A 22,278-nucleotide genomic window follows, 5' to 3' on the forward strand; every position below is an offset into this window, starting at 1 on the left:
GCGTCGGTGTTGCGGATGGTGTCGGGTTCAGTCGACGACGGTCGCGGCGGCCAGCGTCGCCCCGTCGCCGGGGTGGATGAGCACGAGCGAACCGCCGTGGCGGTCGTTCGTGTACGGCTCGAGAGGCAGGTCAGCGGCGAAGCGCAACCGCACGTGCCCGATCTCGTTCACGGCCAGCACGGATGCCGGTTCGCGGGCCAGGGTCTCCAGGTCGCGGCGGTCGAGCACCTCGGCGATCAGCGCCTGCACGGTCGCGGTGCCGTGCTTGGCGAGCACCTTCGCGCCGGCGATGACCTCGCGCTGGTCCAGCTGGAACAGCTCGACCACCGCCTCGCGGCGTCCTACCGGTGCGGTGCCCGCGGCGGTGATCACGGCGCCGCGCGCGGCATCCAGCTCATGGGCGAGTGTCAGCGTGACCGACTGCGGCGCTGTCGCGGCGTCCGCCGGCTCGCCGGCGACGAGGATGCCGGTGACCGTCGTGCCGTGCCCGCCGGGGAACACCTCGACCCGGTCGCCCACGCTCACCGAACCGGACGAGATGCGCCCCGCGAAACCACGGAAGTCGCGGTAGCGCTCGGGGTTCGGGGTCTCGGGCGAGAGTCCGCCCTGCGGGCGCAGCACGAGCTGCACCGGCAGTCGGAGATCGGATGCCGCGGAGTCGGTCTCGTCGGCGCTGGGCAGCGTCTCGAGCAGCTGGATCAGCGTGTCGCCGTTGTACCAGGGCGTGCGCTCGGAGCGCTCGACGATGTTGTCCCCCTCGAGCGCCGAGACCGGCAGCACGTGGATGCCTCGCAGGCCCAGCTGCTCGGCGACGCGCTCCGCCTCGAGTTCGATCTCGAGGAAGCGGTCCTCGTCGAAGCCGATCAAGTCGATCTTGTTCACCGCGATGATCACGTGCGGCACACGCAGCAGCGAGGCGACGGCGAGGTGCCGGCGGGTCTGCTCCACGACACCCTTGCGGGCATCGACGAGCACGACGACGGCATCCGCGGTCGCGGCGCCGGTGACCATGTTGCGGGTGTACTGCACGTGCCCAGGGCAGTCGGCGAGGATGAAACTGCGCCGGTCGGTGGCGAAGTAGCGGTAGGCCACGTCGATCGTGATGCCCTGCTCGCGCTCGGCCCGCAGGCCGTCGGTGAGCAGCGCGAAGTCGAAGTCGCCGTGCGCGAAGCCCCGCTGCCGGCTGGTGGCCTGCACCTGCTCGAGCTGGTCGGCGAGGATCGCCTTCGCGTCGTGCAGCAGCCGGCCGACCAGGGTCGACTTGCCGTCGTCGACAGAGCCCGCGGTCGCGAACCGGAACAGGGTCGCACGCCCTTCGTCTCGTCGCTGCGCTCCTCGCTCAGGACCCGGGGGAAGTCCCCCCTCCGCGGCTCCTGAGCGAGCGGAGCGAGACGAAGGACGTCCGGTCACGTTGTCGATGGTCATCAGAAGTACCCGTCCTTCTTGCGGTCCTCCATGGCGGCCTCGCTGATGCGGTCGTCCGCCCTGGTCGCGCCGCGCTCGGTGATGGTCGAGCGGGCGACCTCGGCGACGACGGATGCGGCATCCGCAGCATCCGATTCCACGGCGCCCGTGCAGCTCATGTCGCCGACCGTGCGGTAGCGCACGACGCGGCGCTCGACCTGCTCGTCAGGGCGGGGCTGCGATACCTCGCCGACCGCGCGCCACATGCCGTCGCGCCGGAACACGTCACGCTCGTGCGCGAAGTACAGCGGCGGCAGCGGGATGCCCTCACGCTCGATGTAGCTCCACACGTCGAGCTCGGTCCAGTTCGAGATCGGGAACGCGCGCACGTGCTGACCGGGCAGGTGGCGGCCGTTGTACAGGCTCCACAGCTCGGGACGCTGGTTGCGCGGGTCCCACTGCCCGAACTCGTCGCGCAGCGAGATGATGCGCTCCTTGGCGCGGGCCTTGTCCTCGTCGCGGCGCGCACCGCCGAAGACGGCGTCGTGCCGGCCGAGCGCGATCGCGTCGAGCAGCGGCTGCGTCTGCAGCGGGTTGCGGGTGCCGTCGGGCCGCTCGGCGAGGCGGCCGTCGTCGATGTAGTCCTGCACCCGCGCGACCTCGAGGGTCAGCCCGAGGCGCCGCACGGTCTCGTCGCGGAACGCGATCACCTCGGGGAAGTTGTGCCCGGTGTCCACGTGCAGCACGGGGAAGGGCACCCGGCCCGGCGCGAAGGCCTTGGTGGCCAGGTGCAGCACGAGCACGGAGTCCTTGCCGCCGGAGAACAGCAGCACGGGGCGCTCGAACTCGGCGACGACCTCGCGGATGATGTGGATCGCCTCGGCCTCGAGCAGGTCGAGGGCGCTGAGTCCAGTGGGACGCGTTTCGTCTCGCTCCGCTCGCTCAACGACCGGGGAGGAAGTGGTGTCAGTGCTCATACGTGAAGCCCGCATTCTGTCTTCGCCTGTCCGGCCCAGCGGCCGGAGCGGGGGTCTTCGCCGGGGGCGACCGGCTTGGTGCACGGCTGGCATCCGATCGACGGGTATCCGAAGTCGACCAGCAGGTTGACCGGCGCCTTGTGCTCCGCGGCGTAGGCGAGCACGTCGTCGAAGCTCCAGGCCGCGACAGGATTCACCTTGACCAGGCCGTTGCGCTCGTCGAAGGTCACCAGCGGCGTGTTCGTGCGGGTCGGCGCCTCGTCGCGACGCACGCCCGTGAACCACAGCTCGTAGCCCCCGAGGGCCTCCCGCAGCGGGGCGACCTTGCGGCGAGCGCAGCACAGCGCCGCGTCGCGCTCGAACAGCTTCGCGCCGAACTCGGCGTCCTGTTCGGCGACGGTCTGCTCGGGCGTGACATCCACGATGCGCACGTCGAGGGCCCTCGCGACCTCGTCGCGCGTGGCGTAGGTCTCGGTGAAGTGGTAGCCGGTGTCGAGGAACAGCACGTCGACGCCGGGCAGCTGCTCCGCGACGAGGTGCGGCAGTGCGGCATCCGCCATCGAGCAGGCGACCGCCGCGGCCTCGGCGCCGAAGTGGCGCGCCACCCAGGCCACGACCTCGGCGGCGGATGCCTCGTGATCGGTCAGGCTGCCGAGCTCGGCGTTGCCCTGCTCGGCGAGCGCCGCGAGCTCCTCGCGGGTGCGCCTGGTCTGCACGCGGGGAGCGAGGCTGACGCTCATTGCAGTGCCTCCTCATCCGCTCTGTGCGCCCACTGCGCGAAGCTCTCGCCGTCGGCGCGGTCCGCGAGGTAGCGGCGGATGACGCGCTCGGCGTAGTCCGCGATGCCGTCGGCGGGCACCTTGAGGCCGCGCACGGTGCGGCCGAGGCCCGCCTCGTCGCGGCCGACGCCGGCGAGACCGCCGCCGAGGTGCACCTGGTAGCCGGGCACCTGCTCGCCGTCGATCGTGACCAGCTGGCCCTTCAGCCCGATGTCCGCGACCTGGATGCGGGCGCAGGAGTTCGGGCATCCGTTCACGTGCAGAGTGATCGGACGGCCGATCTCGGGCTCGAGCGCCCCGAGGCGCTCCTCGAGCTGCTCGATCGCCTGGGCCGCGTTGACCTTGGTCTCGACGATCGCGAGCTTGCAGTACTCGATCCCGGTGCAGGCGATCGTTCCGCGACGGAACAGGCTGGGCCGCGACGACAGGCCGATCGCGTCGAGTCCGGCGACGAGGCCGTCGACCTCGTCCTCCGGCACGTCCAGCACCAGCAGCTTCTGATGCGGCGTGGTGCGGATGCGGCGGGAGCCGTGCACCTCGGCGAGGTCGGCCAGCGCGGTGAGCGTCGTGCCCGACACGCGGCCGACGAGCGGAGCGGCGCCGACGTAGAAGCGGCCGTCCTTCTGCCGGTGGATTCCGACGTGGTCGCCGATCGTGGTCGGTGTGGGGGCCGCGGGGCCGTCGGGCAGCGGCGAGCCGAGGTACTCGTTCTCGAGCACCTCGCGGAACTTCTCCACACCCCAGTCCGCGAGCAGGAACTTCAGCCGGGCCTTGTTGCGCAGCCGGCGGTAGCCGTAGTCGCGGAAGATCTGGGTGACGCCGTGCCACACCTCGCCGACCCGCTCCGGGACCACGAAGGCGCCGAGGCGCTCACCCAGACGGGGCACCGCGGCGAGCGCACCGCCCACCCAGATGTCGTAGCCGATCCCGAGCTCGGGATGCTCGACGGCGACGAAGGCGCAGTCGTTGATCTCGTGCACGACGTCCTGGCTGGGGTGGCCCGTGATCGCCGTCTTGTACTTGCGGGGCAGATTCGCCAGCGTCGGGTCGCCGATGAAGCGGTCCGCGATCTCGCGGATCTGCGGCGTGGGGTCGATGATCTCGTCGGCGGCGATGCCGGCCACCGGCGAGCCGAGGATGACGCGCGGCACGTCGCCGCAGGCCTCGGTGGTGCTCAGCCCGACCGCTTCGAGACGGCGCCAGATCTCGGGCACGTCCTCGACCTGCACCCAGTGCAGCTGCACGTTCTGCCGGTCGGTGAGATCGGCACTGTCGCGGGCGAACTCCGTGGAGATCCCGCCGATCACGCGGAGCTGCTCGGTGGTCAGCTGTCCGCCGTCGATGCGGACCCGCAGCATGAAGTACTCGTCCTCGAGCTCGTGCGGCTCGAGCTGGGCGGTGCGTCCACCGTCGATGCCGGGCTTGCGCTGCGTGTAGAGCCCCCACCAGCGGAACCGGCCGTGCAGATCCGTGGGATCGATCGAGGCGAAGCCGCCCTTCGCATAGACCTGCTCGATGCGCTCTCGCACGTTCAGCCCGCCGTCGGCGAGCTTGAACTCCTCGTTGGCGTTCAGCGGCTCGTTGCCGTCGACCGCCCACTGGCCGTGCGGCTTGGACGGCGCGCGCGAAGTGCGCGTCCTCGCCCCGCGAACGGGTGCCTGCTGTTCGACGGTCATGATCGCTCTCCTCCGGCGATGCGTCGGGGGCATCACCACGAGGACACGCTAGACAGCCGGATCGCGCAGGGGAACTGCGGAATGACTTATGGCGTCAAGCCCCGTCACGCCCCGTCATGCTTCGAAAGAAAAGCGATTCAGAAGCGCTCGCGTGCTATTCGTGCGCGCGGATTAGTTGTGCGGACGCCGCGCTGAAACGCTCTAGAACGAGTCCGACGAGCTCGGCGGGCGGTTCGGAACCGTCCAGCAGCGGCTTCGACGTCGGATGCCCCTCCGACCGCTTGCGGGTCAAGTCGTAGAAGTACCCGTGCGCGAGCAGGTACGTCGACACGACGGCACCCGGATGCTCGTCGAGCAGCGCCCCCAGTTCGGGTTCGCGGGCGGCGAGATAGCCGATGCGGACGGGCCTGCCGAGCCGCGTCGCGAACTGCTCCGCCATCCCCTCCGCATCGACCGCGGAGCGGTCGTCGCGGGAACCGGCGACAGCGATCACGACGTCGTCCCCCGGCGGCAGACGTCGCGCCAGCACCTCGGCGAGACGCGGATCCGGCCCGAGAGGGTCGGCGACGACCGCATCCGCCCGCCCTGCGACGATCCCGTGCAGGTCGTGGAAGACGTGGAAGCCGCTGGACAGCAGCAGCGGGACGACCACGACCGGCCCCTCGATCGCGGCGAGCGCCGCGCCGGCATCCGGTTCCTGCACGTCGACGAACGCCTCGTGCACCTCGAGGGCCGGCGCAGCGGCGCGCACCGCGGCGACGAGCGAGCGCACATCGGCGGCGCCCTGGGTGTCGGAGGTGCCGTGCGAGACGGCGAGCAGTGCGGGCTGGGCCATCCTCACAGACTAGGGGGTGTCACAGCTGCAGGCAGGATCACTACAGGCAGGCGGGTCGCCGCCGATCATGCCTGCGCCCGTGATCGCCGCCTGCAGGCGTGACCGGGCTCCCCGGTGCGATCAGGACGGGCGCTCCACGGCGACCTCGATCAGCTCACGGCTGGTGGGCGACAGGTCACGGACCCCGCCGCGCCACAGTGCGGTGATCGGGCGCAGCAGCGGAGCATCCGCCAGCGGCACCTCGATCATACGGCCGAGGCGGATGTCGTCGGCGACCGCCAGTCGGGAGAGCACGGCCGGTCCGAGCCCCTCGGCGACGGCGGAGCGCACCGCGGCCGTCGTCGACAGCACCGCGACCGGCTCGGCCGGGTCGCGATACAGCCGGGAGCGCACCTCGTCGTCCCAGGCCCGTCGGGTGCCACTGCCGGGCTCACGCGCGACCAGCGGAGCGTCCGCAACGGCCTCGAGCGTCACGCGCTGGTTCGCCCACGGATGCCCCGGCGCGACGACCACGGCGAGCTCGTCCTGCCCGACCGTGGTGTGCGAGAGCCCCGGCGGGATCATCGACGACTCGATCACGCCCAGCTCCGCGCGCCCGCTGCGCACCAGCTCCTCGACTTCGACGCTGTTGGCGGTGAGCAGCCGCACCGCAGTCGGCACCCGGCCCGCGAGCACCTGGCGCTCCCGCAGTGCCACCAGCCAGCGGGGCACCATGTGGGCTGCGACGGTCTGACTGGCCGCCACCGTGAGCTCGCGGCGGCGCGCATCGCGGAGGGTCTCCACCCCGGCGCGGAAGCGCTCCGCGCCGGCGAGCACGTCCGCCGCCCAGGTCGCGACGGTCTCGCCCTCCGGCGTGGGCACGACGCCCTGCGGCGTGCGCAGGAACAGCTCCATGCCGAGCATCCGCTCGACTCCCCGCAGCCGGGTGGACGCGGACTGCTGCGAGATCCCGCACTCCCGGGCGGCGGCCGAGATCGAGCCGGTCCGCAGCGCGGCGACCAGCAGCTCGAGCGCGTCGAGGTCGGGAACGTCGCGCATCGCACCTCCCACAGCCTCAGCCTGTACCCCTACCCACGATAGCCGTCTACCGGTCGGCGCCGAGGCCGGGAACGCTGGAATCATGCTCTTCTCGCCCGCGCAGACCCTGCCGCAGCGGCTCGCCCGGCGCGGCGCCGAGGTGCTCCCCGGCGTGCTCGTCACGGCCGGCATCGCGGTGCTCGCCACCGGAATCGGCACCCTCGTCCCGGTGCTCGGCTCCGCCGTGCCGGCGATCATCATCGGTGTGCTGCTGTCGCTGCTGCGCGGACGGATGCTGCCAGAGCGGGCGGACGCCCGCATCGCGCCGGGCATCGGGTATTCGAGCAGGTTCCTGCTGCAGCTGGCCGTGGTGCTGCTGGGCGTGCAGCTGTCGATCGGCAGCATCGTGCAGGTTGGAGTCGAGTCCCTGCCGATCATGCTGACGACGCTGGCCGTCTGCCTGCTCGGCGCGTGGTGGATCGGCAGGGCGATGCGGGTGGAGAGCCGGCTGCGCACCCTGATCGGCGTGGGCACCGGCATCTGCGGAGCATCCGCCATCGCCGCGGTCTCACCGGTGATCGGCGCTGCCAGCGCCGAGATCGCCTACGCCGTCTCGACGATCTTCCTGTTCAACATCCTCGCTGTCGTGCTGTTCCCCCTGATCGGGCACGCCCTGGACCTGGACCCGCACACGTTCGGACTGCTGGCCGGCACCGCGATCAACGACACCAGCTCGGTGGTCGCCGCCGCGAGTGTGTTCAGCACGGCGGCGCTCGGCTTCGCCGTCGTGGTCAAGCTGGTGCGCACCCTGATGATCATCCCGATCAGCATCGGCCTGTCGGTGATCGAGGCGCGGAGGGATGCCGGTGGCGAGCGCCTCACCGGACGCCGTATCGCGACCCTCGTGCCGTGGTTCCTGATCGGCTTCGTGATCGTCGCCGTGATCAATTCTCTTGGCGTCATCCCGCAGGGCCCGCGCGACTTCCTGGTGCAGGCGAGCATCTTCCTGATCGCGATGGCCCTGGCCGGCATCGGCCTGTCCACCGACATCCCGGCCCTGCGTCGCGCGGGCTGGCGTCCACTCGCCCTCGGCGGGATCCTCTGGGCACTGGTGACGCTGACATCGCTCGCGACGATCGCGGTGACAGGGGCGCTCGGGTTCTGACGGTCCGCGAGGCGCGAGAAGGCCGGACAGCGCGCCGGTCAGCGCCTCGACGCGTCGATGAGCAGCGCGAGATGCCTGCCTGCGACGAGCAGCGGCTCCTGCGTCCGGAAGACCTGGGCGGAGAGCTCCGCGCCCTCGAGCGTGTTGATGACCGTGCAGGCGAGTTCGCGAGCGTCACCCTCGGAGAATCCCGCTGCGCGCAGTCTGTCCGCGGCGAGCTCCTGCCAGTTCCGGAACACGCGCGCGACCGCCGCCTCGATCGCCGGAACCCGCCCCGTGGTCTCGAGGGCGGTGGCGCTGATCGGACAGCCGTCGGTCCAGCCCGACGCCTCGAGATGTTCGGCCAGCGAACGGGCACACGCCTCGACGGCCTGCGCCGGATCGTCCGCCCTCGCCAGTGAGTCGGCCAGGATTCCGGCGAACTCGCGATCGCCCTGATCGATCGCCGCGATCGCCAGCTCCTCCTTCCCGCCCGGGAAGAAGTGGTAGACCGAGCCCAGCGTGGCTCCCGCCTCGGTCGCGATCTGCTTGACTCCCGCACCCTCGAAGCCGCGCTGCTGCATCATGCGGGTGGCCGCCAGCACGATGCGCTCGCGGGTGCTCTGGCCGGTTCTGGTCGACATACCGTCGAGCTTATCGATAGAACGTTCGTTTCAGCGTTGCGGATGCCGCGCGCGTACTGCTACGGTCTTCTTCTTGATAGAACGTTCTAATGAGGAGCTGCACATGACCACTGAGAAGTCCCCGGTGACCGTCATCGGACTCGGCCCGATGGGAACCGCCATCGCCACCGCACTCGTGGAGGCCGGGCATCCCACCACCGTCTGGAACCGGACGGCAGCGAAGGCCGAGCCTCTCGTCGCGAAGGGTGCGGTGCTCGCCGGATCTGCGGCGGATGCGGTGACGCAGAGCCCCCTGGTGATCGTCTCGCTGCTCGACTACGACACCTCGGACGCGGTCCTGCACCCGATCGCCTCCGTGCTCACGGGGCGCACGGTCGTGAACCTGACGGCCGACACCCCGGCCCGCTCCCGACAGGCTGCGGACTGGGCGGCGGAGCACGGCATCACCTACGTCGACGGCGCCGTCATGTCGCCCGCCTTCACCATCGGCACCCCGGATGCGGTCGTCCTGTACAGCGGGCCGGAAGACGCCTACCGCTCCTGCGCCGACACCCTCTCCGCGCTCGGCGGTTCACACACGTTCCTCGGCTCCGACCCCGGCCGCGCAGCGGCGTACGACCTCGCGCTGCTCGACATCTTCTGGACCTCCATGACCGGCCTCACGCACGCCTTCGCCCTGGCCGAGGCCGAGGGCATCCGGGCAGCGGAGCTGGCTCCGTTCGCGCTCGGGATCGCCGCCCTGTTGCCCGGCTCCGTGGCCGACATGGCCGAACGCCTCAGCACCGGCCGGTTCCGCGCCGGCATCTCGAGCATCCGCTCGAACGTCGCCACGATGGACCACATCATCCACGCCGCGGCGAGCCGCGGAATGGACGCCGGCCCGCTCGGCGCCGTCCGCTCCTTCGCACAGGAGGTGATCGACGCGGGAGGAGGCGACGACGACATCGCCCGCCTCGCTCGCGGCTACCTGACTGCTACAGCCAACCGTTCTTCTTGAACACGGCGTACAGGCCGAAGCCGAGTGCGACCATCATCCCCAGCGCCATCGGATAGCCGAACAGCCAGTGCAGCTCCGGCATCCGATCGAAGTTCATGCCGTAGACCCCTGCGATCAGGGTGGGCGCGAACAGGATCGCCGCCCAGCTGGAGATCTTCTTCGTCTGCTCGCCCTGCCGGATGCTCAGTTCGGTCATGCGCCGCATCTCCTCGTTCTGGCGGCGGGCGACGATCGTCGCCTCGACGGTGAGGGCGTTGTCGAGCACGCTGCGGAACGTGGTGAAGCGGTCGGCGACCCGCAGTGCGTGGTCCTGCGCGTCGCGCAGGTACCGCTGCAGCTCCTCGTCGACCGCATACTTCTCGCTGCCGCGCAGCAGGGCGTCGATCATGCCCGCGAGCGGCTGCGTGGCCCGCTGCACGTCGATCACCTCTCGGGCGAGGTCGTAGATGCGCTGGGTCGCGTCCACGTCCTCGGCGAACAGCTGTCCCTCGATCTCGTCGATGTCGTTCTCGAGACCCGCCACCACAGGGGCGTACTCGTCGATCACCTCGTCGAGGATCGCGTACAGCACGGCCTCCGGGCCGAGGGCGAGCAGCGACGGCCGGGACTCCATCCGGTGCCGCACCCGTCCCAGGTCCGGCGCCTCCGCATGCCGCACCGTCACCACGAAGTCGGGGCCGACGAACACGTGCACCTCGCCGAACTCGACCTCCTCCTCGGCGTCCTTGTAGCGCGCGGGGCGCAGCACCACGAACAGCACGTCGTCGTACCGCTCGATCTTGGGCCGCTGATGCCCGCGCAGGGCGTCCTCGACGGCCAGCTCGTGCAAGCCGAACTCCTCGGCGACCACGCGCAGCTCATCGGCGCCAGGACGGTACAGGCCGATCCAGCCCATGCCCCCGCGTTCCCGCATCCGCTCGAACGTCTCGTCCAGGCTGCGCGGGTTCTCCGTGCGCACTCCGTCGACGTAGATGCCGTTGTCGACGATCGCCATGCGCACCCCTCCCGTTCGGGACGAGCCTAACCCGAGGGTTGCGTCACTTCGCAGGAGGTGCGACGCAGACCACCGCCGACTTGGCGATCTCGGTCTTGTACTGCTCTGCGGTGAACGGCAGCGCGAACTCCGGCGCCTTCTGGCCCTCCGCCGCGGGCACCTTGGAGGCGATCGCGGCCAGCTCCCACGCCAGATCCCGGGCGATCAGGCTTCCCGACGTCGAGTTGTTGAGCGTGACGGCGACGGTGAACCCGGTCGCCGGGTCGGAGTAGGCGGCCGTCGCGTAGCCGGGCGTCCAGCCGTGCTGGCCGACCATCGAGCCGACGATGTAGGCGCCGCCGGTGGCCTGGAACCAAGATGCACCGTCGGCGGCGACCTTCAGCGGGGCGTCGAATCGCTTCTTCTCGGCCTTCTCACCACGAAGCCCCTGCGCGGCCTCGGCCTGGACGTACCGCCCGAGGTCCTCGATCGTCGAGGTGACCCCGGAGTCGGTGAATCCGGCGCTGGAGGACATCTTCGTGACATCCACCGGAGCCGTGCAGTTGTAGCCGCCCTGCAGGGCAGGCAGGTAGCTGCCGCTCAGCGCGGGGGACGGCTTCGGCTCCGCCGGGGCGCTCGAGGGCAGGCTGGTGTTCTCCAGCCCGAGCGGCTCCGTCACGTACTGCTCGATCAGAGACGCCGCGTCCATGCCCGAGGCGCGCTCGAGCGCGAGTCCGAGCAGCAGGTATCCAGCATCCGAATCACGGAACGTCGTGTGCGGCTCGGTGCGCGCCTGCCCCAGTCCGTGGCTGGCGAGCTGCAGCGGCTGCCACTCCCGACCCGGGGTGTTCAGCCAGTAGCCCTTGGCCGCCGCCTCGGACGATCCGATCCCCGCGGTCCCGTTGCACAGGTCCAGCAGCGTGACGTCCTTCAGATCGGCGACGCCCGAGACGTACTTCGGCACCGGCGCGTCGAGCTCGATCTCTCCGGCGTCGGCCATGCCGTACAGCACGTCACACGTCATCAGCCGGGTCACGTCGGCCACGCGGAACGACATGTCCGCCGTCACCTTCGTGTCACTGCCGGCCCCCTGCGTGCCGATGCCCTCGACCCAGGTTCCGCTCCACGGCACCCAGACTCCGACGATCGCGCCGGACGCCCCGGCGGAGGTCATCGCCTCCTGCACTGCGGTCTGCAGCTGGTCGACGGTCTCCTTCGGCAGCTTCGCGTCGACCTGCTCGGGCGGGGTGTAGCTGAACGTCGACTCACCGCCGGAGCATCCCGTGAGGATCAGAGCGAGTGCCGCGGCTGCGCCGACGACGGCGCGCAGACGGCGCGACGAACGATGCTGCATGGATGCCTCTCCCGTGACTATGCCCCGATTCTAGGATGCGGATGCTGGGAGCGAGCCTTGCCGGGCCGTGCGTCAGCTGCCGATCGCCGACTGCTCGGCCCGCCTCGCCTCCCAGGCCTCGCGCATGAAGCGGGTGACGTCCGGATCGACGCGGATGTCGCTGGGCCGCAGCGGCCGGCTCAGGTAGAGGCCGTCCAGCGAGGTGAGTCGGCTGAGCGCGACGTACGTCTGACCGGGGGCGAACGCGCCGGACCCGAGGTCGATGACCGCGCGGTCGTAGGTCTTGCCCTGCGACTTGTGGATAGTCACAGCCCAGGCCAGCCGCAGCGGGAACTGCGTGAACTCCGCCACGACCTCGCGGCTGAGCGTCTTGGTCCCGGGGTTGTAGGCGTAGCGGAACCTCTCCCAGACGGCGGGCTCGACATCGACCTCCTCGCCGTCCAGGTCGACGCGCACCGCGCCGCCGAGGATGCGGGTGACCGTGCCGATGGAGCCGTTCACCCAGCGCGGCGGTTCGCCCTGCATGGCGGTGTCGTTGCGCAGGAACATGACCTGCGCGCCGACCTTGAGCTTGAGTTCCAGCTCGGCCGGGTAGTTCCCCTCACCGCGGCCGAAGTCGCCGTTGACCTCGGCGGCGGCGGTCTGCTCCCGTCCGGACAGCGCCTGCAGATGCCGGGTGTTGATGCGCGTCACGATGTCGTTGCGTGTCGCGAGCGTGATGATGGGCACCTCGCCGGGCTCCGGCTCGGGCGCGGGACGTGCGCCCTGGCTGTTCAGGACGCCGGCGATCTCGGCGGTCACCCGGCCGTAGCGCACCGCGTTCAGCATCTGCTTGAACCCGTCGTCGGACTGGCGGTGGATGTGCACCAGCTCGCGCACGTGCAGCTGCGCGCCGTGCGCGCCGATGTCGAGCATCGGCGCCGTGTCGCCGGACCCTGAGCCTGACGAAGGGTGTCCGCCGGTCCACACCTTCGCGTCGAAGAACCAGAACGAGCGGTAGTGGTCCTGGATGTAGCGCAGCTCGTCGCCCCGTGGAGGCACCGGCGCCAGCTGGTACGGGTCGCCGAACATCACCACCTGCACGCCGCCGAACGGCTCGCCGCGGCGGCCCCTCGCCTGTCGGAGCGAGCGGTCGATGGCGTCCATCAGATCGGCGTTGACCATCGAGACCTCATCGATCACGAGGGTCTCGATCGCATTCAGGATGCGGCGGGTGCCGTCGTTCTGCTCGATGTCGCTGTCGGCGATCAGGCCGATCGGCAGCCGGAACAGCGAATGGATCGTCTGTCCCTCGACATTGAGTGCGGCCACGCCGGTCGGCGCGCAGATGGCGATCTGCTTCTTCGTGTTCCAGGCGAAGTGCTGCAGCAGCGTGGACTTGCCGGTGCCGGCGCGCCCGGTGATGAAGACGTGGTCGGAGGTGTCCTCGATCAGCCGGAACAGCTCGAGCTGTTCCTCGGAGAGCGGCGGCAGAGACACGACCCCATGTTAAGCGCTCGGGCGGCACGCTCGGCTTCATCCCAGCGGCCCGCTCTTAGACTGACGCCATGGTGCAGCCGGAGGGGAGCGCGCCGCGGCGCCCGCGCCTCGGCATGGATCTGACGATCCTGGCTCTGATCGGCGTCCTCCTCATCGCCGCCCTCGGTGCCGGCGGCGCTGCGCTGTACCAGCAGTACTACAGCCCTGCCGCGTTCGTCTCGCGCTACCTCGATCTGCTGGCGTCCGGAAGGGCGGCGGATGCGCTGCGCGTGCCCGGCGTGGCCGTCGACCGCACCGTGCTCGAAGCCGCGGGTATCGACGGCAATGCGTCCGAGGCGCTGCTGCGCCGCGCCGCGCTCGCACCGCTGACCGATGTCCGCCTCGAGACCGAGCAGAACGGCGGGGTCTACCGGGTCAGCGCCGACTATCAGGCCGCAGGGCACAGCGGGACGACCGAATTCGAGATCGTGCAGGACGGCTGGGTGGGGGTGGCCCCGAACTGGCGGTTTGCGAAGAGCCCGCTGGCCGAGATCGAATTGGTCGTGCGCGGCGCCGACGTCTTCTCCGTGAACGGCTTCGAGCTCGACCGGCGCCAGGTGGCGATCACCGGGGCCGAGGCTGCGCCCCTCGAGCCTGTGCACCTGCTGGTGTTCACACCCGGCGTGTACTCGGTCACGGTCAAGACCCCTATCGCCTCCTCCCCCGGCGTCAGCGTGCTGGCCGACGCACCTCTGACGCACACGCCGGTCGACGTGCAGACGCAGCCGACGAAGAAGTTCCGCGATGTCGTGCAGCAGCGGGTCGAGCAGTTCCTCACGACGTGCACGACGCAGAAGGTGCTGCAGCCCACGGCCTGCCCGTTCGGACTGGAGGTGCGCAACCGGCTCGCGCCCGACTCGCTGCCGATGTGGTCGATCACCGAGCAGCCGCAGGTCTCCGTCATCCCGGACGGTGCGAACTGGCGGATCAAGCCGTCCGACGCGGTGGCGCACATCGAGGTCGACATCCAGTCGCTGTTCGACGGTTCGATCGAGCACGTCTCGGAGGACGTGCCGTTCTCGGTCGACGGCACGATCACGATCCTCGCCGACGGGTCGGCATCGATCCGGGTCGGCACGCCGGCCGGCCCCGACCTGGACTGATCGGCCCGCCCGCATCCGGGGCGCGTCGAACCCTCAACGCCCCGCGCGCTCGCGCTCCGCATCGCGGCGGTCTCGCTCCGCGAGGGCCGCGAGCTTCGCGTTGTACTCCTCGAGCTCTGCATCCCCGGTGCGATCCGCGTGGCGGTCCTGGCGTCGCTGCATCCGCTCGTCCGATCGCGACCACTGGATCGCGACGGTGATCGCGACGATCAGCGTCGGGATCTCGCCGATCGACCAGGCGATGCCGCCGCCGACGTACTGGTCCTCCAGCGGAGGCGCCCCCCAGGTGCGGCCCATCGAGCCGAACCACTCCGCGACGATCAGTCCGGTCTGCATCATGATCGCGATGCCGAAGAACGCGTGCATCGCCATCACCGCGATCAGGGTGATCAGCCGGCCGGCGTAGGGCAGCCGGTACGGCACCGGATCGATGCCGATGAGCGACATCACGAACAGGTATCCGGTGAGCAGGAAGTGGATGACCATCCACTCGTGGCCGAGGTGGTCGTACATCGACCAGCGCACCAGGTCGGTGAAGTAGAACGCCCACAGCGACAGCACGAACAGCCCGGCCGCGACGAACGGATGCGTGAGCACGCGCGCGTACGGGGAGTGCACGGCCCACATGATCCACTCGCGACCGCCGCGGGTGCCGTCGTCGCGCTTGTGGATCGCGCGCAGCGCGAGCGTGATCGGGGCGCCGGAGACCAGCAGCAGCGGGATCGCCATGCTCAGCAGCATGTGACCGAGCATGTGCACGCTGAACAGGTAGTCCTGGTAGGCGTTCACCGACCCGCTGGTCACCCAGACCAGCATCAGCATGCCCAGCACCCAGAAGATGGTGCGGTGGATCGGCCAGCGGTCGCCGCGCTGCCGCAGCCGTCGCACGCCGACCAGGTAGAACACCAGTCCGAATCCGGCCACGACCACCCAGAGGATGTCGATGTCCCACGACGTGAGCCAGCGGATCGGCGTCAGCTCGGGCGGCAGCGGAGAGTCGGTCAGGCGCTCGGCCGGGGAGCGTCCGGGAGCCGCCTCCTCGCCGACCGGCGGGGGCGTGCGGGCCAGTGCGGCTGCAGCACCGGAGGCGAGGCCGATCAAGGCGAGCTCGCCGAGCAGCAGCATCCAGAACGTGCGCCGCGGGTGCTCCCCCTCGAGGTGCGGGATGAGCCGCATGCGGTACCAGGCGCCGAGCAGGCCGAGTGCGCCGAGCAGCGCGGCCTTGGTGATCACGATCAGGCCGTACGGGCTGAACAGCTGGTCCCAGGTGCCGATCGCGACGACCGAGCGCGCCACGCCCGAGACGGCGACCACGATGTAGGCCGCGAGCGCGATCGACGAGTAGCGGCGCACCAGGGTCGCGAGGTCGGACACCCGCCCGCGCAGCAACACGAGCAGCAGCAGGCCGCCGATCCAGGCCGCCGCCCCCACGGTGTGCAGCAGGATCGCATTGACCGCGATGTTGTGCCCGGCGACGTCACCGGAGTGCCCCTGCGTCGCGTTCGGCAGGAAGGATGCCGCAGCGAGCAGGGCTGTGAAGAACACGGCGGTCCAGCCGCGCGCGGCGAACGCGATCACGGTCACCGCCGCGCCCATCAGCACGGTGACCAGCCAGGCCTGGCCGAGCGGCAGTTCGATGAGGAAGCGCCCCAGCTGCTCGCCGAACTGCGGACCGAGGCTGAGCTTCGCGTTGAACGCGGCGAGGAATGTGAAGAACGCGCCGGCCGCGGACGCGACGGTGAAGACCGCCGCCCCGACGGATGCCGTGTCGACGGCGAGCTCGAAGTTCTTGGTGCCGGACTTCAGCGCGAAGAGCGCGAGCACCAGCGGTCCCAGCATCGCAGCCGCGGCGAGGTTGCCGAGCATCTTGGTCGCGGGAAGCGCCCAGCGCACGACCGCCCCCGGGTCTGCGAAGACCAGCTCCGCCGCGCCGCCGCCGTACACGAGGGCGACCACCAGCGCCGCCGCCGAGGCGAGGACGAGGGTCGCGATGCCCGCGAGGCGGTAGGTGTTCACCCCTCAAGCCTAAGCGGGGCGCTGGGTCCCTTCCGTCGTCCGTCCAGCCGGCGTCGCAGCTGCAGGCACCAATGACATCCGCAGGCGCGGATGGCCCCGGGCTGCCTGCAGACGTCCGCTCTGCCTGCAGACGTCGCATGCCAGACGAGAGGGCGGATGCCTGGATACACGAAGGCCGCCGCCCCGGAGGGCGACGGCCTTCGTGAAGAGGCTGCTTACTTGACGGCGGCCTTGAGCTTGGAGCCGGCGGTCACCTTGACGCGCTTGCCGGCCGGGATCTTGATCTCGGCGCCGGTCTGCGGGTTGCGGCCGGTGCGAGCGGCGGTCGCGACCTGCTCGAACGAGATCCAGCCCGGGATCGAGACCTTGCTGCCCTTGGCGACGGCGTCCGAGACGGAAGCGAACAGCGCGTCGAGGACACCCGAGACGGTGGCCTGGCTCTGGCCCGTGGCGGAAGCGATGCCCGCGACGAGCTCGGTCTTGGTGATGGACTTGTCAGCCATGTCATCCTCCAGCGACGAGATCCGTCGCATTCGTTGGTGTGCGGAAGGCGGCTGCCCCCCGGTTGGTCGGTACGACCGTGACGACAGTACCAACCTGGCCGGTGTTTTCCGCGTCATTTCGCGGGTTTCGGGCGATTTTCGTGGCGTGTCGCGTCACATCTGTCACAGCAGTCACAGATTGCGGCACCCCGAGACCCTGTCTTCGCTCTCACTGGGGAGGAACCCGCACGCTCGGGAGGAGTGTTTCGCGAGAGGTTTCCTCCCGAACAGGGGACTTCCGCCCGAGCGGGCGCTCGCAAGCGGCCCTGCGGTTCAGGCGGCGAGGTGCAGACGCTGGGCGATCGCCGCGAGGATCAGGGACTGCACCTGCGGCCAGTGATCCATGAGCTGCCCATAGCTGATGCGGATCACGTGATAGCCGTGCAGTCTCAGCAGGGCGTCGTGTGCGATGTCGCTGTCACGCTGCGCGCCGACGTGATGTCCACCGTCGATCTGCACGACCAGCCTCTCACCGATCAGGAAGTCCACGGCGTGCCCGAGGATCCACACCTGCGGCACGATCTGCACGTTCAGCCAGCGCAGTCGAGTGCGGAAGATCGTCTCCGTTCCGGCATCCGCGAACGGCGTCGCCGCCTGAAGGAGAGCCCGCGCATCCGCCGGCAGCGGCGCGCCGGCGAGGATGCCCGCATCGACGAGGCCCTTCCGCAGCGCGGACTCCCATACGGCGAGCGCCGCCTCGTGCGGCTGACATCGGGCGATGAGGACGAGTGCGTTCTCGAGTGAGTCCTCGCAGCGGTCCGGGTCGCGCGGAAACAGAGGCGAGCGCCAGTGGATCGTTCCGCGGGCGATCTTCGCATGCCCGGAGTGCGGGGATGCCGCGACGTGCGGCTCCGCCGCATCGAGCACCCACAGCCCGCGCCGCTCGGCCAGGGTCACGCAACTGAGCACGACGCCCCGACGGGCGGCAGCCACCAGCATCCGATCGGCGTCCGGAACGGCGACCCATCCGCGACGGACTGTGATGATGCCGCCCGCCTCGCGCGCCTTGCGCAGGGCATGCGCGCTGACGCCCGCACGGTGCAGCGCCTCCACCCGCGCGACGCCGCCCCGACTGCGCACTTCGTCTTGGGGATCCATGCGTTCGATCCTCGGCTCGTCGGATCGGAGCATCGTGCGCGGGTGACGCGATTGTGGACAGTTCGACGTGGAGGCCTGCTGTGGATGGAGAGTGCAAACGCCATGCCCGGGAGGAGGTCTCGCGCTCGGGAGGAGCATCCGCGCAAGATTCTCCTCCCTGACAGGGGACTTCCTCCCGAACCGGCGCGCGCAGGCGAACGCGGCGCCTGTTGACAGGTCCGGACACGCAGAAGGGGCGAGGATCCGAAGATCCCCGCCCCTTCTGTAGGAACTGTGCTTACCAGCTCGACTTGGTCACGCCGGGCAGCTCGCCACGGTGCGCCATGTCACGGAAGCGGACACGCGAGATGCCGAACTTCGTGAGGACACCGCGCGGGCGACCGTCGATGACGTCGCGCGAGCGCACGCGCACCGGCGAGGCGTTGCGCGGCAGCTTCTGCAGGCCGACACGGGCGGCCTCGCGCTGCTCGTCGGTGGAGTTCGGCGAGACGAGCGCCTTCTTCAGCTCGGCACGACGCTCGGCGTACCGATCGACGATGACCTTGCGCTGCTCGTTCTTGGCGATCTTGCTCTTCTTAGCCATGGATCAACGCTCCTCTCGGAATTCGACGTGCTTGCGGACCACCGGGTCGTACTTCTTCAGCACGAGGCGGTCGGGGGTGTTGCGACGGTTCTTCTTGGTCACGTAGGTGTAACCGGTGCCCGCCGTCGAGCGGAGCTTGATGATCGGACGGACGTCCTGTGCCTTCTTGGCCATTAGAGCTTCACACCCTTCGCCTGGAGGTCCGCGACGACCTTGTCGATGCCGCGGGCGTCGATCACCTTGATGCCCTTGGCGGACACGTTCAGCGTGACCTTACGGCCGAGCGACGGAACAAAGTAGGTCTTCTTCTGCACGTTCGGGTCGAAGCGGCGCTTCGTCCGGCGGTGCGAGTGCGAGACGTTGTGACCGAAGCCGGGAACAGCACCGGTCACCTGGCACACTGCTGCCATGTTGTGACTCCTTCTATACCGTGAGACCGGACGGTCTCACCCAAGATCCCTTGTCTGCGTGCCGGTCGGCGACCAGCACACGAACTGCACGCCAGGAGAGCGCGCAGACGAAGAGCAATCCTAGCACGGGCCGGATCACTTCTCCGAACCGGCCACCATGCCCTTGATGAAGTAGCGCTGCAGCACCAGGTAGACCACGAGCACCGGCAGCACCGAGATGAGGGATGCTGCGGCCGCGGCGCCCAGGTCACTGGACGAGGTCGCGAAGAAGGTGCCGATGGCCGGGGCGATCGTGCGCAGCTCCGGACTGCGCATCAGGAAGACGCTCAGCGCGTACTCGTTCCACACGGCGACGCTGGTGAGGATGACCACCGTCGCCGTCACCGGCTTCAGCATCGGGAAGACGATGCGGAACAGCACCTGCACGGCGTTGGCGCCGTCCACCGCCGCAGCCTCCTCGATCGAGATCGGCAGCCCGCGCATGAACGCCGTGTAGAGGAAGATCGCCAGCGGCAGCTGCATCGCCGTCATCACCAGGATGGTGCCCCAGTAGGTGTTCACGCCCTTCATCTGCACGAGCATCGAGTACAGCGGCACCAGGATCGACAGCGGGGGCACCATGATCAGCCCGACGATCCCGGCCAGCACCAGCCTGTTGCCGATCGTCGCGCGGCGTGCGAGCGGATAGGCGGCGAGCGCGCCGATCACGCACACCAGCACCGTGGACACCACCGTGACCAGGGCGCTGTTGCCGATGGCGCGCAGGATGTGGCCCTGCTGCACCGCGGTGGCGAAGTTCTGCAGGTACCAGTCGCCGAACGGGAACAGCCACTGCGACGACAGGTCGCTCTTCGCCTTCAGCGACGTGGTGACGGTGATGTAGAACGGCAGCAGCTGCAGCAGCACGGCCAACAGCAGACCGAGTCCGATCGCGAGCTTCGCGCCCAGTGACAGCCGGGTCTTCACAGCTGCTCCAGTCGCCGGCGGTTGAGCACGGTGTTCAGCACCAGGGTGAACACCGCGATGAGCAGGAACAGGGCGACCCCCATCGCCGAGGCGTACCCGGCACTCTGGTTGTCGAAGTACACCTTCGCGATCAAGGTCGACACCGAGTTGGTGGAGTACCCGGGCCCGCCTCCGGTGAGCACCATGATCACATCGAACAGCTTCAGTCCGCCGATGAGGTTCAGCACGATGCTGGTCGCGAACGCGGGCTGCAGCATGGGCACGGTGACGTGCCGGAACGTCTGCCAGGCGGATGCTCCGTCGAGCGTCGCCGCCTCGAAGTACATCGTCGGGATCGACTGCAGCCCCGCCAGGTAGATCACCATCGAGATGCCGACGAACTGCAGCGAGTTCACGATCACGATGAGCAGCACGGCCCGGCCGGGCTCGGCCAGCCAGGCCGTGCGCTCCCCTCCCAGCGCGATGACGAGGTCGTTCAACCCTCCCGAGTTGTACGAGAAGAACAGGTAGTACATCGTGCCCATGACCACCGGCGACACCAGCACGGGCAGGTAGATGATGGCGCGCGCCAGGTTGCGACCGCGGATGGCCCGGTCCAGCGCCAGCGCCAGCGCGAGGCCGATGATCTGCTGCAGGATCGTCGATCCGACGCCGTAGATCACGGTGTTCCACAGTGCGGTGCGGAAGTTCTCGTCCTGGAACAGCCGCAGGTAGTTCGCCGCCCCCACGAACGAGCGGTCGGGCGTGTAGCCGTCCCAGTCGGTCAGCGACAGGATGACGCCGTTCACCAGTGGCCAGAGCATGAAGACGCCGAGCACCGCGATCGCGGGGAGGTAGAGCACGTTGAGCCCGGGCCCCGCGAAGCGGGGAGTCCCCCCGGCTCCCCGCTTGCGTCTACGCACCGTCCCCCCGGCGGTGGCAGTCATCACTTCTGCAGCGAGTCGTAGCTCGACTTCATCTGCTTGGTGGCATCCTCCGGTGACATCTGGCCGGTGATCACACCGTCCGTCGTGGTGACCATGGTGTCCCAGATGCCGTTGGGCAGGTACACCCGGTCGAAGTAGGGCATCAGCGGATAGTCGCCGGGCTTGACGAACGTCTCGTAGCTCTCGGTGAGAACGCCGAGATCGCTGGTCGCGTCGGTCAGACCCGGGATGCCGCCGATCGAACTGGCGAGCTTGGACTCGTTCTCCGGCTCGGCGAGGAAGGCGATGTAGTCCAGCGCCTCCTCCTTGTGCTCGCCGTCTTTGGCGACACCGTAGGCGCGCCCCTCGCCGCCGACCAGGAACGGCTCGCCCTCCTTGGAGGGGATGGGCATGTAGCCGATGTTCGCATCGGGGTTGAAGCCGAGCGCGGTCGCCGCCAGATAGTTCTGCACGAAGATGAAGCCCGTCTTGCCCTCGGCCAGCGCACGTCCGAGGTCGTCGGTCGTCGCGGCCGAGTAGTCCGGATTGAAGTAGCCCGCCTTCTGCCAGGCGGCGACGTTGTCGAGGATCTCGGCGTAGCCGGCCTCGTCGAAGGTGCCGTCCTTGAAGCCCTCGAACTGCTCCTCGGTGAAGTCACCCGAACCGATGAAGTCGGTGATGTTCCCGGCGAACCAGCTGTCCTTCCCCGAGGACGAGATCGGGATGACCCCGGCATCCTTGAGCGTCTTCAGCGCGGCGTCGAAGTCATCCCAGCTCTTCACCGACGCCGGGTCGATGCCATTCGCCTCGAGCACGTCGCGGTTGTACATGATGCCCGCGACGTCGGTGTCGATCGGCAGGGCGAAGAACTGCCCCTCGTCGTTCTTCATCGCCGGCGCCAGCGCCTCGTTGAAGTTCTTCGCCCACGGCTGGGTGTCGAGCGGCTCGAGGAACTGGCTGTACCGCAGCAGCGACCAGCCGTGCGTGGCCCAGATGTCGGGCACGTCGCCGGAGGCGAGGCGCACCTTCATGTCGGCCTCGTAGGTGTCGGTCGACGGCACCAGTTCGATCTGCACGTCCGGATGATCGGCCTCGTACTTCTCGGTGATCTCGGTGAGCACCTTGAGAGACGGGTCGGTCGCACCGAAGTTGGTCTGCATCTCGAGCTTGGCGGAACCGCCGGAGTCGCCCGATCCGCCATCACCGGAGCATCCGGTGAGTGCAAGGGCGATGGCGGCGAGAGCCGCGACGCCCGCAAGGGTGGACTTCATCGTTCTTCCTCACTTATCGGATGCGGGACAGGTTACCCGCGTAGACAACGGAAGCGCAAGAGGCAA

At 69.4% G+C, this 22,278-nt stretch carries 22 protein-coding genes; 3 read left to right on the forward strand and 19 right to left on the reverse strand.

Annotated features, from left to right (window positions below; translation table 11 throughout):
* Nucleotides 1–27: 27 nt before the first annotated feature.
* From DY023_RS17325 to DY023_RS17350, 6 genes are all read right to left on the reverse strand, one after another.
* Complete coding sequence (locus DY023_RS17325; protein WP_116243584.1) at nt 28–1,425, reverse strand: sulfate adenylyltransferase subunit 1; 1,398 nt, start codon at nt 1,423–1,425, stop codon at nt 28–30.
* Nucleotides 1,425–2,381 carry a sulfate adenylyltransferase subunit CysD gene (cysD, locus tag DY023_RS17330; RefSeq protein ID WP_116243585.1) on the reverse strand — a complete coding sequence of 319 codons (957 nt, stop codon included), beginning with the start codon at nt 2,379–2,381 and terminating at the stop codon, nt 1,425–1,427. The genes DY023_RS17325 and cysD overlap by 1 nt, the downstream gene beginning before the upstream one ends.
* Nucleotides 2,378–3,121, reverse strand: a complete 744-nt coding sequence (locus DY023_RS17335) for a phosphoadenylyl-sulfate reductase (RefSeq protein WP_116243586.1) — start codon at nt 3,119–3,121, stop codon at nt 2,378–2,380. The genes cysD and DY023_RS17335 overlap by 4 nt, the downstream gene beginning before the upstream one ends.
* Nucleotides 3,118–4,836, reverse strand: a complete 1,719-nt coding sequence (locus tag DY023_RS17340; protein ID WP_116243587.1) for a nitrite/sulfite reductase — start codon at nt 4,834–4,836, stop codon at nt 3,118–3,120. The genes DY023_RS17335 and DY023_RS17340 overlap by 4 nt, the downstream gene beginning before the upstream one ends.
* A gap of 154 nt (nt 4,837–4,990) precedes the next feature.
* Nucleotides 4,991–5,671, reverse strand: coding sequence for a sirohydrochlorin chelatase (locus DY023_RS17345; protein WP_116243588.1), 681 nt, complete (start codon nt 5,669–5,671; stop codon nt 4,991–4,993).
* 120 nt (nt 5,672–5,791) lie between these two features.
* Nucleotides 5,792–6,709 carry a LysR family transcriptional regulator gene (locus DY023_RS17350; RefSeq protein WP_181905894.1) on the reverse strand — a complete coding sequence of 306 codons (918 nt, stop codon included), beginning with the start codon at nt 6,707–6,709 and terminating at the stop codon, nt 5,792–5,794.
* Nucleotides 6,710–6,791: 82 nt separating this feature from the next.
* On the opposite strand from DY023_RS17350, the gene DY023_RS17355 reads away from it, so the two are divergent.
* Complete coding sequence (locus tag DY023_RS17355) at nt 6,792–7,853, forward strand: YeiH family protein (RefSeq protein ID WP_116243590.1); 1,062 nt, start codon at nt 6,792–6,794, stop codon at nt 7,851–7,853.
* A gap of 38 nt (nt 7,854–7,891) precedes the next feature.
* Here the strand turns inward: DY023_RS17355 and DY023_RS17360 are convergent, their stop codons facing one another.
* Entirely contained in the window at nt 7,892–8,476 is a 585-nt protein-coding gene (locus DY023_RS17360) for a TetR/AcrR family transcriptional regulator (RefSeq protein WP_116243591.1), read from the reverse strand.
* A 103-nt stretch (nt 8,477–8,579) separates the two neighbouring features.
* On the opposite strand from DY023_RS17360, the gene DY023_RS17365 reads away from it, so the two are divergent.
* Nucleotides 8,580–9,473 (forward strand): NAD(P)-dependent oxidoreductase, encoded by an 894-nt coding sequence (locus DY023_RS17365; protein WP_116243592.1) that lies wholly within the window; start codon nt 8,580–8,582, stop codon nt 9,471–9,473.
* Here DY023_RS17365 and corA read toward each other — a convergent pair.
* From corA to DY023_RS17380, 3 genes are all read right to left on the reverse strand, one after another.
* Entirely contained in the window at nt 9,451–10,467 is a 1,017-nt protein-coding gene (gene corA / locus DY023_RS17370; protein WP_116243593.1) for a magnesium/cobalt transporter CorA, read from the reverse strand. The genes DY023_RS17365 and corA overlap by 23 nt on opposite strands.
* A 43-nt stretch (nt 10,468–10,510) precedes the next feature.
* Complete coding sequence (locus DY023_RS17375; RefSeq protein ID WP_116243594.1) at nt 10,511–11,800, reverse strand: serine hydrolase domain-containing protein; 1,290 nt, start codon at nt 11,798–11,800, stop codon at nt 10,511–10,513.
* A gap of 72 nt (nt 11,801–11,872) precedes the next feature.
* Entirely contained in the window at nt 11,873–13,279 is a 1,407-nt protein-coding gene (locus tag DY023_RS17380; RefSeq protein WP_116243595.1) for an ATP-dependent DNA helicase, read from the reverse strand.
* 68 nt (nt 13,280–13,347) lie between these two features.
* Here DY023_RS17380 and DY023_RS17385 point away from each other — a divergent pair, with 68 nt between their 5' ends.
* A complete protein-coding gene (locus DY023_RS17385) occupies nt 13,348–14,421 on the forward strand; it encodes a hypothetical protein (RefSeq protein WP_116243596.1) in 1,074 nt (357 codons plus the stop codon).
* Nucleotides 14,422–14,454: 33 nt separating this feature from the next.
* Here the strand turns inward: DY023_RS17385 and DY023_RS17390 are convergent, their stop codons facing one another.
* From DY023_RS17390 to DY023_RS17430, 9 genes are all read right to left on the reverse strand, one after another.
* Nucleotides 14,455–16,437, reverse strand: coding sequence for a bifunctional copper resistance protein CopD/cytochrome c oxidase assembly protein (locus DY023_RS17390; RefSeq protein WP_116243597.1), 1,983 nt, complete (start codon nt 16,435–16,437; stop codon nt 14,455–14,457).
* Between the two features lie 215 nt (nt 16,438–16,652).
* Nucleotides 16,653–16,940, reverse strand: a complete 288-nt coding sequence (locus DY023_RS17395) for an HU family DNA-binding protein (RefSeq protein ID WP_116243598.1) — start codon at nt 16,938–16,940, stop codon at nt 16,653–16,655.
* A gap of 312 nt (nt 16,941–17,252) precedes the next feature.
* A complete protein-coding gene (locus DY023_RS17400; protein ID WP_245958767.1) occupies nt 17,253–18,077 on the reverse strand; it encodes a DUF559 domain-containing protein in 825 nt (274 codons plus the stop codon).
* Between the two features lie 277 nt (nt 18,078–18,354).
* On the reverse strand, nt 18,355–18,660 hold the full coding sequence (rpsN, locus tag DY023_RS17405) for a 30S ribosomal protein S14 (protein ID WP_116243600.1): 306 nt from the start codon (nt 18,658–18,660) through the stop codon (nt 18,355–18,357).
* Between the two features lie 3 nt (nt 18,661–18,663).
* The gene (gene rpmG / locus DY023_RS17410; RefSeq protein WP_046014935.1) at nt 18,664–18,834 is read right to left on the reverse strand and encodes a 50S ribosomal protein L33; all 171 of its coding nucleotides are present in this window, start codon (nt 18,832–18,834) and stop codon (nt 18,664–18,666) included.
* A complete protein-coding gene (rpmB, locus tag DY023_RS17415) occupies nt 18,834–19,070 on the reverse strand; it encodes a 50S ribosomal protein L28 (RefSeq protein WP_116243601.1) in 237 nt (78 codons plus the stop codon). Before rpmB ends, rpmG begins: the two co-directional genes overlap by 1 nt.
* Nucleotides 19,071–19,205: 135 nt before the next feature.
* Nucleotides 19,206–20,036, reverse strand: coding sequence for a carbohydrate ABC transporter permease (locus tag DY023_RS17420; protein ID WP_116243602.1), 831 nt, complete (start codon nt 20,034–20,036; stop codon nt 19,206–19,208).
* Nucleotides 20,033–20,962 carry a carbohydrate ABC transporter permease gene (locus DY023_RS17425; RefSeq protein ID WP_116243603.1) on the reverse strand — a complete coding sequence of 310 codons (930 nt, stop codon included), beginning with the start codon at nt 20,960–20,962 and terminating at the stop codon, nt 20,033–20,035. Before DY023_RS17425 ends, DY023_RS17420 begins: the two co-directional genes overlap by 4 nt.
* Nucleotides 20,962–22,212 carry an ABC transporter substrate-binding protein gene (locus DY023_RS17430; RefSeq protein ID WP_116243604.1) on the reverse strand — a complete coding sequence of 417 codons (1,251 nt, stop codon included), beginning with the start codon at nt 22,210–22,212 and terminating at the stop codon, nt 20,962–20,964. The genes DY023_RS17425 and DY023_RS17430 overlap by 1 nt, the downstream gene beginning before the upstream one ends.
* Nucleotides 22,213–22,278: the final 66 nt, after the last annotated feature.

This window comes from Microbacterium bovistercoris (assembly GCF_003387575.1).
In the GTDB taxonomy this organism is placed as follows: domain Bacteria; phylum Actinomycetota; class Actinomycetes; order Actinomycetales; family Microbacteriaceae; genus Microbacterium; species Microbacterium bovistercoris.

Excerpts from the sequence above, each read along its gene's own strand:
- rpmG (WP_046014935.1), bottom strand. The coding sequence starts at position 18,834 with ATGGCCAAGAAGGCACAGGACGTCCGTCCGATCATCAAGCTCCGCTCG.
- DY023_RS17385 (WP_116243596.1), top strand. The coding sequence starts at position 13,348 with ATGGTGCAGCCGGAGGGGAGCGCGCCGCGGCGCCCGCGCCTCGGCATG.
- rpsN (WP_116243600.1), bottom strand. The coding sequence starts at position 18,660 with ATGGCTAAGAAGAGCAAGATCGCCAAGAACGAGCAGCGCAAGGTCATC.
- DY023_RS17325 (WP_116243584.1), bottom strand. The coding sequence starts at position 1,425 with ATGACCATCGACAACGTGACCGGACGTCCTTCGTCTCGCTCCGCTCGC.
- rpmB (WP_116243601.1), bottom strand. The coding sequence starts at position 19,070 with ATGGCAGCAGTGTGCCAGGTGACCGGTGCTGTTCCCGGCTTCGGTCAC.
- DY023_RS17395 (WP_116243598.1), bottom strand. The coding sequence starts at position 16,940 with ATGGCTGACAAGTCCATCACCAAGACCGAGCTCGTCGCGGGCATCGCT.
- DY023_RS17350 (WP_181905894.1), bottom strand. The coding sequence starts at position 6,709 with ATGCGCGACGTTCCCGACCTCGACGCGCTCGAGCTGCTGGTCGCCGCG.
- DY023_RS17425 (WP_116243603.1), bottom strand. The coding sequence starts at position 20,962 with ATGACTGCCACCGCCGGGGGGACGGTGCGTAGACGCAAGCGGGGAGCC.
- DY023_RS17360 (WP_116243591.1), bottom strand. The coding sequence starts at position 8,476 with ATGTCGACCAGAACCGGCCAGAGCACCCGCGAGCGCATCGTGCTGGCG.
- DY023_RS17365 (WP_116243592.1), top strand. The coding sequence starts at position 8,580 with ATGACCACTGAGAAGTCCCCGGTGACCGTCATCGGACTCGGCCCGATG.
- DY023_RS17430 (WP_116243604.1), bottom strand. The coding sequence starts at position 22,212 with ATGAAGTCCACCCTTGCGGGCGTCGCGGCTCTCGCCGCCATCGCCCTT.
- cysD (WP_116243585.1), bottom strand. The coding sequence starts at position 2,381 with ATGAGCACTGACACCACTTCCTCCCCGGTCGTTGAGCGAGCGGAGCGA.
- DY023_RS17375 (WP_116243594.1), bottom strand. The coding sequence starts at position 11,800 with ATGCAGCATCGTTCGTCGCGCCGTCTGCGCGCCGTCGTCGGCGCAGCC.
- DY023_RS17345 (WP_116243588.1), bottom strand. The coding sequence starts at position 5,671 with ATGGCCCAGCCCGCACTGCTCGCCGTCTCGCACGGCACCTCCGACACC.
- corA (WP_116243593.1), bottom strand. The coding sequence starts at position 10,467 with ATGGCGATCGTCGACAACGGCATCTACGTCGACGGAGTGCGCACGGAG.
- DY023_RS17340 (WP_116243587.1), bottom strand. The coding sequence starts at position 4,836 with ATGACCGTCGAACAGCAGGCACCCGTTCGCGGGGCGAGGACGCGCACT.
- DY023_RS17400 (WP_245958767.1), bottom strand. The coding sequence starts at position 18,077 with ATGGATCCCCAAGACGAAGTGCGCAGTCGGGGCGGCGTCGCGCGGGTG.
- DY023_RS17355 (WP_116243590.1), top strand. The coding sequence starts at position 6,792 with ATGCTCTTCTCGCCCGCGCAGACCCTGCCGCAGCGGCTCGCCCGGCGC.
- DY023_RS17335 (WP_116243586.1), bottom strand. The coding sequence starts at position 3,121 with ATGAGCGTCAGCCTCGCTCCCCGCGTGCAGACCAGGCGCACCCGCGAG.